The following is a 13047-nucleotide window of genomic DNA, read 5'->3' as shown; positions in this document are numbered from 1 at the left end:
CGCAGCGCGACTTAGAAAGCTTCGGCAAAGATATTGCCCGACGTTACAACGTTGATCCCACCAGAAACCGGGATGATCGAACCGGTTACATAACTGCCCCCGCGTCCACACAGAAACAGCACGCACCCCGCTATATCTTCATCACAGCCGACGCGCCCAAGAGGCACTGACTTGCCGACCTTTTCACGCTTGTCCTCATCCGCCGTAGCAAAGGCTGTCATCCGCGATACGAACGGCCCCGGAGCCAGCGCGTTGACCGTCACGTGGTAAGGCGAAAGTTCCTTGGCCATGATTTTTGTCAAATGCAGAACCGCAGCTTTCGAGGCTGAATAGCTATAGGCGCCATCCCCCATGGGAACCTCTCCCATCACGGATCCGACGTTCACGACACGGGCCGGATCGTCTGCGGTTCCGGATTGCATCAACATCGGCAGCAGCCTCTGAGTAAGCTCGAATACCCCGGCCACGTTGACCGACATCACCTTGTCCCACGCGTCATACGGAAACTGGCCCAAGGGTGCCCCCCAGGTCACGCCAGAGTTATTCATAAGAATATCAAGCCTTTCTGTCCGCTCCTGAATGTCCGAAACCAGTTTAGCGATACTTGCCTCGCTGCTGATGTCTCCGGCAAACCCTTCGGCACTTCCCGGTGCCTCCAGTGCATTCAGCTCGGCGGCGGCCGCGACGCAGGCGTCCCCGTTTCGAGAAGCAATCAACACGCGCGCGCCGGCACTGACCAACGCCTCTGCGGCCATCCGACCGATACCCGTGGCGCCTCCGGTGACCAATGCGGTTTTGCCGGGCAGCGAGAAAAGGGTATCGGGGGTCATTGTCATGTTCCTCTGCTAAATCTGATTTCGGTTGCATTCCGGCCCGGTTCAAAGCCTTGTTGTCTTTGCGGCGATCAGCCGCCCGCTGCGTTGGCACGAAACCGGGTTGCACCAAAACTCCACATGACAATCTTCAATCGCATCAGAGACGGTTTGCAAGGATTACTCAGCGTCGCAAAGCGCCGGCTGGTAAGCCCGGATAGTTCCAATGTTCCGATACTGATACCGACGACAATGCGCCCGAAAACCTGTTTTCCCGCAATCGAAAAACGGACGAAAAGGTACGGCCCAAGTCCAAACGGACGCGCGGTGTCGTCGTGTCGAAGGACTGAACTTGGTTTCCTCTTCCATCTCAAGGTCTGTTTTCAGGGCAACTCTCTGTATTCAATCCACCAAAGTCAGGTAGACAACCCGGCCTTATCGCGTCTATGAACCAACTATGGGGATCGTGAAAACATGCATAACGTTTTGGTATTGAATGGCCCAAACCTCAACCTGCTTGGAACACGGCAGCCCGAGGTTTACGGCAGTACGACACTACATATGATCGAGGATCGTTGCGTTCAGCATGGCGCCTCCATTGGGCTGGACGTCACCCACCTGCAATCCAATCACGAAGGTGTGCTGCTTGACGCCATTCACGCGGCCCGCGGTGTACAAAGCGGGCTGATACTGAACGCAGGCGCGTTCACGCATACGTCGATTGCCCTTATGGATGCGATTGCATCGGTGGAACTGCCGGTTGTCGAAGTGCATCTTTCCAACATTCATGCCCGGGAAACGTTTCGGCACAGGTCCTACATAGCCCCTGTCGCACTGGGTCAGATCTGTGGATTCGGTGCCCACAGCTATATCCTCGCGCTGGATGCGCTCGCGGCTCATCTGAAAGCAGGCAGCACGACATGAAGCTCAAGGAATATCTTCGGTTTGTCAGCTACGCCAAAACCCTGGAAGACCTGTGGGATGCACATTGCCGCCAAATGGCTGAATTTGGTTTTACCCGCCTGATCTATGGGTACACGCAATTCCGGACGGCCACGTCTCTGGGTGATCCAGAAGATTTCGTAATCCTGACGAACCACAAACGGGCCTATGTGGACGGGTTCATCAAGGATGGTCTGTATTTTCACGCTCCTATGTTGAAGTGGGCCTTGGACAACGAAGGCGCCGCCAGCTGGAAAATGTTGCAGGACATGAACTCGGGCGGGACGATGACCGCGAAGGAACGCGAAGTTTTCGAGTTCAACAAATCCATGGGCGTGGTTTCCGGTTATACCGTCAGCTTCAACTCGGTTTCCATGCGCTCGAAAGGGGCGATTTCCCTGTCGGCCAATAATGGGTTGAGCCAGGAGGATGTGGATGCGGTCTGGGAAGAGCACGGCGACGACATTCTACTTATGAACAATGTCGCCCACCTGAAAATCCTGACATTGCCGTTCCATCCGCCGAACCGGGCACTTACCAAACGCCAACGCGAAGCTTTGCAGTGGGTTGGTGACGGGAAAACCACTCAGGACATCGCGCTGCTGATGGGTCTGACATCTGCAACGGTGGAAAAGCACCTGCGACTCGCGCGCGAGGCGCTTTCGGTCGAAACGACGGCGCAAGCGGTTCTCAAGGCGTCACTGCACAACCAGATGTTCATTATGGAAGCATAACCGCAATATTTTGACGCTATCCCGCGTCAGTTTACCCTAGGTAAGGAAATCACTACTTTTCAAACCAATCGGAAAAGTTGCAAAGTGAGAGTGTTCCGTGAGTGGTGGCTTTAGCCAGGGAACATTGGATTGGATCTTTGCAATAACAAAGCTCTCCGATCACTCTGACAAGGGGGCGCCTATTTGTCCGCGTACCGGTGTCGGAATTTTGGGGGGCCTCGACCATCCCCATCATGCGGGGCCCTCCAATTCTTCTCTTCATTTCAGAATTTTGAAATCCGCCGATGGCAGAAAAAAGGGTTACGCAGTGCGTAACCCTTTAGATTTGTTGGGAAAGGCCGTTGCTGGTACTTTCCCTGTGCCCTTTTAGCCTTGCGCGGCTTTGGCGACTTCGGCGGCGAAATCTTCTTTTTCAACCACGATGCCTTCGCCAACTTCCAGACGGATGAAGCCGGTGATGGTCGCGCCTGCTTCCTTGGCCGCTGCTTCGACGGTCAGGTCAGGGTTCACGACAAATTGCTGGTTCAGCAGAGTCGATTCCGCGACGAATTTCTTCATGCGGCCTTCGATCATCTTTTCGATCACCTGCTCCGGCTTGCCGGATTCGCGGGCGATGTCCATCTGGACCTGCTTTTCTTTCTCGACAACTGCCGGGTCCATGTCTGCTTCGGACAGGGCCGCCGGGTTCACAGCCGCGATGTGCATTGCAACCTGCTTGCCAATCGCTTCGTCGCCACCGGTCAAAGCAACCAGAACGCCGATTTTGCCCATGCCGTTGGTGGCCGCATTGTGGACATAGGACACAACGGTGTCGCCCGACAGTTTCGCCATGCGACGCACCGACATGTTTTCACCGATGGTGGCGATTTTGTCAGTCAGGGTGTCCGCGACGGACTTACCGCCCAGATCTGCTGCCAGCAGTTCCTCTACATTGTCGACGCCTTCAGCCGCATATGCAATCTTGCCGACCATTTCCTGGAACTCGGCGTTTTTCGCGACAAAGTCGGTTTCCGAGTTCACTTCAACAGCAACACCGTTGCCGCCATCGACATGCACTGCAACCAGACCTTCAGCTGCGGTACGGCCCGATTTCTTGGCCGCCTTAGCCAGACCTTTGGTGCGCAGCCAGTCAACGGCTTCATCCATGTTGCCGCCGGTTTCGGTCAGCGCTTTTTTCGCGTCCATCATGCCTGCGCCGGTCGAGTCGCGCAGTTCTTTAACCATTGCTGCTGTGATTGCCATCTTTAGGCTCTCCTCAATTCAAATGGAATTGGGGCAGGTCTACCCTGCCCCATATGTCATTTACGTGACGGGCAGCTTACGCTTCGGCTTTGGCTTCCGGAGCAGCTTCTTCAGCGGGTGCTTCTTCCGCAACGGCTTCTTCAACCGGCGCTTCTTCGAATTCACCCAAATCAACGCCAGCGGCACCCAGCTGAGCGGTCATGCCGTCCAGAGCGGCACGTGCGGCCAGATCGCAGTACAGCGAGATCGCGCGGGCTGCGTCATCGTTGCCAGGGATGATGTAATCAACACCGTCGGGCGAGCAGTTGGTGTCGACAACAGCCACAACCGGAATACCCAGCTTGTTGGCTTCGGCGATGGCCAGTGCTTCTTTCTTGACGTCGATGACGAACAGCAGATCAGGTACGCCGCCCATCTCGCGGATACCGCCCAGCGAAGCCTGCAGCTTGGCCTGGTCACGCTCCATGCCCAGACGCTCTTTCTTGGTCAGGCCTTCGGCGCCCGATTCCATCGCTTCGTCGATCTGGTTCAGACGGTTGATCGACTGGGAAACGGTTTTCCAGTTGGTCAGCGTGCCGCCCAGCCAGCGGTGGTTCATGTAGTACTGAGCCGACTTTTCAGCCGCTTCTGCGATCGGGCCAGCAGCCTGACGCTTGGTACCAACGAACAAAACGCGGCCACCTTTGGCAACGGTGTCACGAACGGCCTGCAAAGCCTGGTCCAGCATCGGAACGGTCTGGGTCAGGTCCATGATGTGGATGCCATTGCGCGAGCCGTAGATGAACGGGCCCATGCGGGGATTCCAACGCTGTGTCTGGTGGCCGAAGTGAACGCCAGCTTCCAGCAGCTGACGCATGGTGAACTCGGGAAGAGCCATGCTATGTTTTCCTTTTCCGGTTTACGCCTCGGCGGGGGTGAAAGAAGCGAATGCTCCAACCGGCGGGCCAGATAGGGATGTCTCCCCTACAAGGCCCAAACCCCGCCTGCGGGTTTGAATGGCGCGCGTATACGGCAGGTTTAAAGGCAGTGCAAGGGTCAAAGCCTTATTTTTCAAGCCGCGCCAATGCATGCGCGTGGCGCACTGCCGCCTCGCAATGGGCCGCCAGTTCCTTGCGGTTGGCGAAATCCCTGACCCGGGCGGGAGCGTGATAGATCAGCTCAACGGACCCCTGCCTGCGCGCGCCCAATGTCTTGAGCAGATGGGGCGCGAAATCCATATCGCCCCACCAGCCATAGAACCGGTCAGGCTGACCTTTCGGCGCGTGAAACACCACCGAGACCGGTTGAACATACATGAAATCCCGCAGCTCGTCTGCGAAGAAAGCGGCAAAGAGCGTTGTTTTAAATGGCAAAACACGCAATCCGTCGGTCGAGGTGCCTTCGGGGAAAAACAACAGCTTGTGTCCGGCCTTCAGGCGTTCTTCGAAGATCGCCGTCTGCTCGCGCGCCTTTTTGCGATCCCTTTCGATGAATACGGTCCCGGTGGCCCGTGCCAACCACCCGATACCCGGCCAGGTCGCAACTTCTGCCTTGGACACGAAGTAGACCCTTTTTCGGGCGTTCAGGGCAAAGATATCCAGCCAGGATGTGTGATTGGCGACAACGGCACCGTGTTGCTTCATCAACGCGCCCGAGCAGCGAAATCCGATTCCCAGGATTCGGAACGCGTTTCGGCACACGAACTGGCTGATGAACGGTGTAACGGGGCGACGAACACCACAAAGTGGCAACTCGATCAGTCGAATGGCCAACAGAACAAGCAGCCCACCGAACACAAGGATGGCCAAGGGCAAGCCCCTCAGGATCACAAGAATCCAGCCGACAAAACCCAGTTCGATCGGATCCGGCGCATCCTCACTGTTCCAAAGCGGATCATTCACCGGATCAAGCCCCGCCATAAATGCGCTTCTGCCGCTCGTTCATACGGGTCGTATCCAGGATCAGGCACACATCGGTGGTGTTGAAGGAATGATCGATGAACGCCCCCTCACCCACAAACCCGCCAAGCCTCAGATAGGCTTTGATCAGGGCCGGAACCTGTACCATGGCACGGCGACGATCCAGCGCGTCCGGTGCGACAAGATCCATGGTCTGAAACACGCTCGGCTGGGCGCGCACCCGCAGGTCTGGCGGCGCCAGATGATTGTGATGCAGCATCGACAGCGGCTGGGCCAGTTCCTGAACATCCGTGCCGTGAAAGCTGGCGACGCCAAACAGAACTTCGATCTGGCGTTCGGCCACATAGCGAGAGAGACCATTCCAGAGATGATACATGGCCGTACCGCCCCGGTAGTCCCTGTGCAGGCACGACCGGCCCAGTTCCAGCAACTTGCGGCCACTTTGCTTGAGAACGCTCAGATCGTATTCGTCTTCGGAATAAAACTGCCCCAATTCAGCGGCGCGATCACCCGGTAACAGCCTGTAAACGCCGACAACTTCTCCGGTCGCATCATCAATGGCCAGCATGTGATCGAAATAGGGATCAAACCGGTCCCGTTCCAGCCTGGCCACATGATCGACCAGAGCCCCTCCGCCGTCGAGTTCGCGCACAAATACGTCATAACGCAACCGCTGCGCTGCGCGCAGTTCGTCCTGGGTTTCCGCCAGTTTGATCGTGAACGAGGGGCCAGCGTCCGGCATGTCAGACTTATCAATCCTGTTTTATCAACGCGGCTGATACCTCAGTTCTTCGGGGGAAGGCAACAAGTGGAGATCTGGTCTTTTCCGTTAACTCTTCTTAAACCAGTTTCACGGATCAAAGACCGGCATCAGGGCGATGCGTATTCCGTCGATTACCACTTTCCCCTGCTCGCGAAAGTTAACGGTGATCTTGCCTGCGATGTTGGACTGAACCTGTCCGACACCCCATTCGGGGAAATCCGGGTGGCGAACAAACATGCCCGGTGCAAGAATAGCATTCATGTCTGTCATTTGGGGCTTCCGGTTCCAGCGGCAGATACCGCAGGAGGTACGCATGGGCAACACGAACGTCAACCTGGCTGAATTGATCGGCTCACGGATCTGCCACGATCTGATCAGCCCGATCGGGGCGATCACCAACGGGCTGGAGCTGTTGGACATGGTTGGTGCTGTCCAGGGCCCCGAGATGGAGTTGATCTCGGGCAGCGTCGGCAGTGCGGGCGCGCGTATCCGGTTTTTTCGGGTTGCCTTCGGATCAGCAGGAGAACAGCCGCTGGGCCGGGCCGAAGTGGCCGAACTGCTCAAGGACATCGAACGCACCGGACGGGTGCGGGTAAACTGGTTTATGACCGAGCCCATGCCGCGCAACCAAATCAAGCTGGCGTTCCTTGCGCTCATGTGCTGCGAAAGTGCCATGCCGATGGGCGGAGAGGTTGAGATCGAGAACCAAGGCACCAATTGGACAGTGACCGGAACTGCCGACAAGTTGAACGTAGACAATACCTTATGGAAACACGTTGCAACCGGCCGGTTCCCCAACAAGATTACCCCCGCGCAGGTCCAGTTCGCTCTGCTGCCGGAAACGGCAAATGCGATGGGTCGACGCGTTTCCGTGGAAACCGCCGCGACCCGCCTTGTGCTGCGTTTTTAATTCCGAATTGTTCCGTTCCCGCGCACCAGATATTTGAAACTGGTCAATTGGGCGGCCCCCACCGGGCCGCGGGCATGCATTTTGCCCGTGGCGATACCGATCTCGGCGCCCATCCCGAATTCACCACCATCGGCGAACTGAGTCGAAGCGTTGTGCATAAGGATCGCGCTATCCAAACGCTCAAAGAAACGGGCCACGGCCGTGTCATCCTCGGTCATGATACAATCTGTATGGTTCGACCCGTAATGCTGGATATGCGCAATGGCAGCATCGATATCGGCGACGGGCTTGGCCGCGATCACGCTGTCCAGAAACTCTTTTCCCCAATCCTCCGCCGTAGCGGGAATTGTACCCTCGACCGCAAGTGCGCCTTCGGCGTGAACCTCGACCCCTGCTTTCAGCAACGCGGCAATCACGTCACGCCCCAGCGTTTCGGCGACGTCCTGATGGATCAGCAGGCATTCGGCAGCGCCGCAGATCCCGGTACGGCGTGTCTTGGCGTTCAACACCACGTCCAGCGTTTTCCGCGGATCTGCGGCCTTGTCGACATAGATGTGCACGATGCCTTCAAGATGGGCAAAAACAGGCACACGGGCCTCACGCTGGACCAGCCCGACCAACCCCTTGCCGCCGCGCGGAACGATGACGTCGACATAGTCGGTCATGGTCAGCAATTCCTGAACCGCCGCACGGTCACGTGTCGGCACCAGTTGAATCGTATCTTCCGGCAGATCGGCGGCCTTCAGCCCCTCGACCAGGCAGGCATGAATTGCTGTCGAAGAATGAAAGCTCTCGGAGCCGCCGCGCAGAATGACCGCATTTCCGGATTTCAGACACAGCGCACCTGCGTCGGCCGTGACATTGGGGCGGCTTTCATAGATCACGCCGATCACACCCAGCGGGGTGCGTACGCGTTGGATTTTCAATCCTGTCGGGCGGTCCCATTCGGCCAGCACTTCGCCCACCGGATCGGTCTGATCAGCCACTGCGCGCAGACCATCGACCATGCCCTGAACACGCGCCTCATCCAGCATCAGCCGATCCATCATCGCGGGGCTCAGACCTTTCTCGCGGCCGAACTCCAGATCCTTCCGGTTGGCTTCGATGATCTGCGCCCGATTGGCCCAAACCGCGTCGGCCGCTGCAATCAGGGCGGCATGTTTGCGTTCTGGGTTTGCAAAAGCCAGATCGCGCGATGCCGCTTTGGCACGTTTCCCAAGATCAGCCATCAGAGCGGGAATGCTGTCGAAATCTTTCATGTCGCGTGCCTTTCAGGTCACCTTTTTCAGTATTTACAGGGCCAGATCATCCCGGTGAATCAAGGCCGCACGGCCGGGATATCCAAGTGTCGCCTCGATCTCGGACGACTTGCGCCCCTTGATCGCGTCAGCCTCCTGCGCGGTGTAACGGCTGATCCCCTGCGCCAGCCGGCGGGCCTTGGGGTCAAGGATCGCGACAGGGTCGCCGCGCCCGAAATCGCCGGTCACTTCAACAATACCCGCGGGCAACAGGCTTTTGCCATTTGCCAGCGCATTGGCAGCCCCTTCATCGATGGTGATTTCGCCACGCGGTTTCATGGCCGAAATCCAACGTTTGCGCGCAGCATGCGGGTCCAGCGTTGCGGTAAACCACGTCGAGTTCGCGCCATTTCCCAGCGTTTTCAGAGGATTCAGAACCGATCCTTCAGTGATCGCCATCGCACATCCGCCCCCGGTGGCCATCTTGGCGGCCAGCAGCTTTGTCTTCATTCCGCCCTTTGACAGGCCAGAGCCCGCATCGCCCGCCATGGCTTCGATCTCGGGCGTGATCTTGTCGATCGTTTCGAAACGCGTGGCCGAGGCGTCCTCGTTCGGATTACCCGAATAGAATCCATCGACATCCGACAGCAGGATCAACTGATCCGCCCCCACGGTCACGGCAATTTGCGCGGCCAGACGATCATTGTCGCCATACCGGATCTCATCCGTTGCCACGGTATCGTTTTCGTTGACGATCGGCACGACACCCAAACCCAGCAGAGTTTCCAGGGTCGCGCGTGAATTCAGATAGCGGCGGCGATCCTCGCTGTCCTCCAATGTCACCAAAACCTGCGCCGTGGTGATCCCATGAGGTGTCAACGCCTCTTCATATGCGCGCGCCAGACGAATTTGCCCGACGGCAGCGGCAGCTTGCGACTTTTCCAATGGCAATGTCGCCATGGACAGACGCAAAACGCCGCGGCCCAGTGCAATCGACCCGGACGAGACGAGGATTACATCTGTCCCCTGCCCCTTGAGCCACGCGACATCCTGCGCCAACGAAAACAACCATTCCTTGCGCAACAGGCCGGTTTCGCGATCAACCAGCAAAGCCGACCCGATTTTGACAACCAATCGGCGCGCTGAAGTCAGGGTTGCCAAGGCTGCGCCTCCTCAGCGGGTTTCTGACGCACACGATTGTCATCGATCTGGCCGCGCAACGCGCGCAAAACCTCGGTTACACCTTGATGAGCAACACCGGACATCATCATCACCGGGCCGCCAACGGCCTCTTCAAGCTCGGCTTTGGCCAAATCACGTTCTTCGTCATCCAGTGCATCGACCTTGTTCAGGACGGTGATCCGGGGTTTCTGGGCCAGCTCGCCGCCATAGGCCTCAAGCTCGTGGATAATTGTGCGGTAATCATCGGCAACCGTTTCCGAGGTACCATCGACAAGATGCAACAGCACGGCGCAGCGCTCAACATGACCAAGAAAGCGGTCTCCGATCCCGCGTCCTTCATGCGCGCCTTCGATCAGGCCGGGGATGTCAGCCACCACGAATTCCACGTTGTCGACCCCCACGACACCCAGATTTGGGTGCAGCGTGGTAAACGGATAATCCGCGATCTTGGGCCGCGCGTTTGACGTGGCTGCAAGAAAGGTCGATTTGCCTGCATTTGGCATGCCCAGCAGCCCTACATCGGCGATCAGCTTCAGACGCAGCCAGATCGTGCGGTCAATGCCCGCCTGCCCCGGATTTGCACGCCGGGGGGCCTGGTTGGTGGCCGATTTGAAGTGCAGATTGCCGAAACCGCCATTGCCCCCTTTTGCCAGAAGAACGCGCTGACCCACCTCGGTCAGATCGCAGATGACGGTTTCTTCATCCTCGTCCAGGATCTCGGTGCCGACAGGCACGCGCAGGACAATGTCATCGCCATCCTTGCCGGTACGTTGCTGGCCCCTGCCCGGCTGGCCGTTCTTGGCAAAGAAATGCTGCTGATACCGGAAGTCGATCAGGGTGTTCAGCCCGTCCACGACTTCGGCCCAGACAGACCCGCCCTTACCGCCGTCCCCGCCATCAGGGCCGCCGTATTCGATGTATTTTTCGCGTCGGAAGCTGACGCAGCCGCTACCGCCGGCCCCGGACCGGATGTAGACCTTTGCAAGATCGAGAAATTTCATGGTCTGTCCCCTACTGCAAAGGCCCCATCGGCCACAAGTCAGAGTTTTTTACTGTATGTCCAGGTGGGCACATTCGCATCACGCGCCACCGAATAGCTTTCTGCATCGCCAAGATACTGGAACCCGCAATGAGTCAGGACCCGGGCCGAGGCCGGATTGTCCTGAAACACGCTGGCAAACATCGTCGCGTTTTTCAGCGGGTTGGCATTTACCAGCGCTTCGACAGCCATCGACGCAATGCCGGTGTTCCAGTAGATCGGCGCCACCCAATAGCCCACTTCGGACTGGTTCCGATCCAGCCGCTTCAGCGTGATCAGACCAATCAGTTCCGGACCGCCGTCCTTGGTGGCATCCATGACCCAGACGTCCTCGTCCCGGTCCTCGGCCATCGAGCGCGTCACAAAGGCCTCGGTCGAGCCGGGGGCCAAAGGATGCGCGATACTCGTCGTCATGCGCGCCACACGCTCATCACCGGCATAGTGCTCGATCAGCCCCATATCCGACCGACGCAGAGGGCGCAGATCGAACCGCTCGGTTTCTATGACCGGCTGATTTATTATTGTTTCAAGTTTCATGGGTGTGTTCCTCCTCCGAACAACACGAAAAGTACGGACGCAACCGTAAGGCCTGCCAACGTCCACATCAGATATTTTTCAACGGGTCGTCCTTCAACCGCATGGGCAATTCTATCGCCCGCAAAAGTCCAGATCGGATGAAGGATCACCTGGCAAAACAACAAACACAGAGCAATCGTAACCGTCGCTTCGAAACTGGGGGTGCCCGCAGCCACGAACCCGGTGAACCCGGCAATGATCATGGCCCAGGCCTTGGGGTTGAGCGGATGAACAATCAGCCCGGCCAGAAAGCCGGGGGCGTTCCCTTCAGCCTGTTGTCGCGACAAACGCGTGTTGGCGATCTTCCACGCCAGCCAAAAAATATAGGCCGCTGACGCGTATTTAAGCACCGTAAACACCGCGGGTGCCTGATCCGCGAGATGCAGCAATCCAAAGCCGACCGGCCAAATGATCAACTGCTTCCCAAGGATAACACCCCCGACAAAAGGCAACGCGGCGCGAAATCCAAAACGCGCACCAGTACCCAGCAGGACCATGTTGGCCGGTCCCGGCGTGCCGACCTGGCTGGCGGCAAAGATCAGGAAACTGGTGGTTGCAACTGTCATCGGTTTGTTTGATCACGACTGCGTTAAAACGAAAAAGGGACCGGCACTTTGTGCCGGTCCCCCATGAATTTTTCTTAAACCTTCTGGGTTTCGGCTTACTCTGCGGCCTCCGCCACTGGCAGGACCGAAATGAAGGTGCGGTTTTTGAGCCCCTTGTGGAACTTCACGGCGCCATCAGTAGTTGCAAAGATGGTGTGATCCTTGCCCATGCCTACGCCTTCGCCCGGCCAGAACTTGGTGCCGCGCTGACGCACGATAATGTTGCCTGCGATGGCAGCCTGGCCACCATACAGTTTGACGCCAAGGCGACGACCCGCTGAGTCGCGGCCGTTACGGGAGGAACCGCCAGCTTTTTTATGTGCCATTCTCTCTCTCCTTAGCCTTTGGCCAGCTCTTTGGCCTGCTCAACCCATTCGGGTTTCACTTTGACCGTTTCGATAGCAGCAATCTGCTCGTCCGACAAGGCGGCCAGAGCGGCAAAGCTCTCGATACCGGCTTCGGCAAGCTTCTTGGCAGCGGCAGGGCCGACACCGTTCAGCTTGGTCAGATCGTCCGCAGCAGCAGCGGCAGGTGCCTCTGCCTTGGCTTCGGCTTTCTTGGCAGGTTTTGCAGCAGGTGCCGCTTCGCCAGCCGGAGCCGAACCGGTTGCAGCCTTGATGCCCGACTTGTCAGCGCCCGACGACAGGATGTCGGTGATCTTGACCAGTGTCAGCTTCTGACGGTGGCCAACGGTACGCTTCGAGCTGTGCTTACGACGACGCTTGACGAACTTGATGACCTTGTCACCTTTGATCTGTTCGATAACTTCGGCCTGAACGCCTGCGCCTTCGATGAACGGTGCGCCAACAACCGGAGCGTCGCCACCCAGCATCAGAACATCGTTGAATTGAACTTTTTCACCTGCGTCGGCAGCCAACTTTTCAACGCGGAGGATATCACCCGCCTGAACCTTGTACTGCTTGCCGCCAGTCTTGAGGACCGCAAACATGCGTCTTTCCTTTGTCTAACCGCGTTCTGTGGTCCCCTTTCGGGAGTTTCCGGCTCCAAGACACTTGAAAGCCACCTCGAACAGCGCGCCCTTTTCGGGCTGTGTGAATGACCATCAGGACATCCCAAGGGTCAAATAATAACGATACCCGGCACGG

General features: G+C 57.7%; 16 protein-coding genes. 3 read left to right on the top strand and 13 right to left on the bottom strand.

Annotated elements, in window-relative coordinates; genetic code table 11:
• Positions 1 to 11: 11 nt before the first annotated feature.
• The gene (locus tag GS620_RS03000; protein WP_171613997.1) at positions 12 to 830 is read right to left on the bottom strand and encodes an SDR family oxidoreductase; all 819 of its coding nucleotides are present in this window, start codon (positions 828 to 830) and stop codon (positions 12 to 14) included.
• Between the two features lie 456 nt (positions 831 to 1286).
• Here GS620_RS03000 and aroQ point away from each other — a divergent pair, with 456 nt between their 5' ends.
• Entirely contained in the window at positions 1287 to 1736 is a 450-nt protein-coding gene (aroQ, locus tag GS620_RS02995) for a type II 3-dehydroquinate dehydratase (protein WP_152457974.1), read from the top strand.
• Complete coding sequence (locus tag GS620_RS02990; protein ID WP_152457973.1) at positions 1733 to 2488, top strand: autoinducer binding domain-containing protein; 756 nt, start codon at positions 1733 to 1735, stop codon at positions 2486 to 2488. Before aroQ ends, GS620_RS02990 begins: the two co-directional genes overlap by 4 nt.
• A gap of 366 nt (positions 2489 to 2854) precedes the next feature.
• On the opposite strand, the gene tsf is transcribed toward GS620_RS02990, so the two are convergent.
• The 5 genes from tsf to GS620_RS02965 all read right to left on the bottom strand — a co-directional run bounded on the left by tsf (position 2855) and on the right by GS620_RS02965 (position 6661).
• A complete protein-coding gene (tsf, locus tag GS620_RS02985) occupies positions 2855 to 3730 on the bottom strand; it encodes a translation elongation factor Ts (RefSeq protein WP_152457972.1) in 876 nt (291 codons plus the stop codon).
• 76 nt (positions 3731 to 3806) lie between these two features.
• Entirely contained in the window at positions 3807 to 4607 is an 801-nt protein-coding gene (rpsB, locus tag GS620_RS02980; RefSeq protein ID WP_152457971.1) for a 30S ribosomal protein S2, read from the bottom strand.
• A 166-nt stretch (positions 4608 to 4773) separates the two neighbouring features.
• Positions 4774 to 5628, bottom strand: coding sequence for a 1-acyl-sn-glycerol-3-phosphate acyltransferase (locus GS620_RS02975; RefSeq protein WP_171613995.1), 855 nt, complete (start codon positions 5626 to 5628; stop codon positions 4774 to 4776).
• Positions 5615 to 6370: a GNAT family N-acetyltransferase gene (locus GS620_RS02970; protein ID WP_171613993.1), complete on the bottom strand. Its 756-nt coding sequence runs from the start codon at positions 6368 to 6370 to the stop codon at positions 5615 to 5617. The genes GS620_RS02975 and GS620_RS02970 overlap by 14 nt, the downstream gene beginning before the upstream one ends.
• A 108-nt stretch (positions 6371 to 6478) precedes the next feature.
• Entirely contained in the window at positions 6479 to 6661 is a 183-nt protein-coding gene (locus tag GS620_RS02965) for a DUF3553 domain-containing protein (protein WP_171613991.1), read from the bottom strand.
• A gap of 43 nt (positions 6662 to 6704) precedes the next feature.
• On the opposite strand from GS620_RS02965, the gene GS620_RS02960 reads away from it, so the two are divergent.
• The gene (locus GS620_RS02960; protein ID WP_171204754.1) at positions 6705 to 7301 is read left to right on the top strand and encodes a histidine phosphotransferase family protein; all 597 of its coding nucleotides are present in this window, start codon (positions 6705 to 6707) and stop codon (positions 7299 to 7301) included.
• Here the strand turns inward: GS620_RS02960 and GS620_RS02955 are convergent.
• The 7 genes from GS620_RS02955 to GS620_RS02925 form a co-directional block, all read right to left on the bottom strand.
• Entirely contained in the window at positions 7298 to 8560 is a 1263-nt protein-coding gene (locus tag GS620_RS02955) for a glutamate-5-semialdehyde dehydrogenase (protein WP_171613989.1), read from the bottom strand. The two genes, GS620_RS02960 and GS620_RS02955, sit on opposite strands and share 4 nt — an antisense overlap.
• 33 nt (positions 8561 to 8593) lie before the next feature.
• On the bottom strand, positions 8594 to 9700 hold the full coding sequence (gene proB, locus GS620_RS02950; RefSeq protein WP_171613987.1) for a glutamate 5-kinase: 1107 nt from the start codon (positions 9698 to 9700) through the stop codon (positions 8594 to 8596).
• A complete protein-coding gene (obgE, locus tag GS620_RS02945; RefSeq protein WP_171228752.1) occupies positions 9688 to 10722 on the bottom strand; it encodes a GTPase ObgE in 1035 nt (344 codons plus the stop codon). The genes proB and obgE overlap by 13 nt, the downstream gene beginning before the upstream one ends.
• Positions 10723 to 10760: 38 nt before the next feature.
• Entirely contained in the window at positions 10761 to 11297 is a 537-nt protein-coding gene (locus GS620_RS02940; RefSeq protein ID WP_152457964.1) for a GNAT family N-acetyltransferase, read from the bottom strand.
• Positions 11294 to 11902, bottom strand: a complete 609-nt coding sequence (locus GS620_RS02935; RefSeq protein ID WP_152457963.1) for a LysE family translocator — start codon at positions 11900 to 11902, stop codon at positions 11294 to 11296. Before GS620_RS02935 ends, GS620_RS02940 begins: the two co-directional genes overlap by 4 nt.
• Before the next feature lie 95 nt (positions 11903 to 11997).
• Positions 11998 to 12267 carry a 50S ribosomal protein L27 gene (gene rpmA / locus GS620_RS02930; protein WP_039535512.1) on the bottom strand — a complete coding sequence of 90 codons (270 nt, stop codon included), beginning with the start codon at positions 12265 to 12267 and terminating at the stop codon, positions 11998 to 12000.
• 11 nt (positions 12268 to 12278) lie between these two features.
• Complete coding sequence (locus GS620_RS02925) at positions 12279 to 12890, bottom strand: 50S ribosomal protein L21 (protein WP_152457962.1); 612 nt, start codon at positions 12888 to 12890, stop codon at positions 12279 to 12281.
• Positions 12891 to 13047 lie beyond the last annotated feature (157 nt).

Source organism: Ruegeria sp. HKCCD6428, assembly GCF_013110595.1.
Lineage (GTDB): Bacteria > Pseudomonadota > Alphaproteobacteria > Rhodobacterales > Rhodobacteraceae > Ruegeria.
This window is presented reverse-complemented; position numbering and strand designations above follow the sequence as displayed.

Bases quoted from the DNA above. Each gene is read 5' to 3' on its own strand.
- aroQ (WP_152457974.1), top strand. From the start codon at position 1,287: ATGCATAACGTTTTGGTATTGAATGGCCCAAACCTCAACCTGCTTGGA.
- GS620_RS02935 (WP_152457963.1), bottom strand. From the start codon at position 11,902: ATGACAGTTGCAACCACCAGTTTCCTGATCTTTGCCGCCAGCCAGGTC.
- GS620_RS02955 (WP_171613989.1), bottom strand. From the start codon at position 8,560: ATGAAAGATTTCGACAGCATTCCCGCTCTGATGGCTGATCTTGGGAAA.
- tsf (WP_152457972.1), bottom strand. From the start codon at position 3,730: ATGGCAATCACAGCAGCAATGGTTAAAGAACTGCGCGACTCGACCGGC.
- GS620_RS02940 (WP_152457964.1), bottom strand. From the start codon at position 11,297: ATGAAACTTGAAACAATAATAAATCAGCCGGTCATAGAAACCGAGCGG.
- GS620_RS02970 (WP_171613993.1), bottom strand. From the start codon at position 6,370: ATGCCGGACGCTGGCCCCTCGTTCACGATCAAACTGGCGGAAACCCAG.
- rpsB (WP_152457971.1), bottom strand. From the start codon at position 4,607: ATGGCTCTTCCCGAGTTCACCATGCGTCAGCTGCTGGAAGCTGGCGTT.
- GS620_RS02960 (WP_171204754.1), top strand. From the start codon at position 6,705: ATGGGCAACACGAACGTCAACCTGGCTGAATTGATCGGCTCACGGATC.
- GS620_RS02975 (WP_171613995.1), bottom strand. From the start codon at position 5,628: ATGGCGGGGCTTGATCCGGTGAATGATCCGCTTTGGAACAGTGAGGAT.
- GS620_RS02965 (WP_171613991.1), bottom strand. From the start codon at position 6,661: ATGACAGACATGAATGCTATTCTTGCACCGGGCATGTTTGTTCGCCAC.
- GS620_RS02925 (WP_152457962.1), bottom strand. From the start codon at position 12,890: ATGTTTGCGGTCCTCAAGACTGGCGGCAAGCAGTACAAGGTTCAGGCG.
- GS620_RS02990 (WP_152457973.1), top strand. From the start codon at position 1,733: ATGAAGCTCAAGGAATATCTTCGGTTTGTCAGCTACGCCAAAACCCTG.
- obgE (WP_171228752.1), bottom strand. From the start codon at position 10,722: ATGAAATTTCTCGATCTTGCAAAGGTCTACATCCGGTCCGGGGCCGGC.
- rpmA (WP_039535512.1), bottom strand. From the start codon at position 12,267: ATGGCACATAAAAAAGCTGGCGGTTCCTCCCGTAACGGCCGCGACTCA.
- GS620_RS03000 (WP_171613997.1), bottom strand. From the start codon at position 830: ATGACCCCCGATACCCTTTTCTCGCTGCCCGGCAAAACCGCATTGGTC.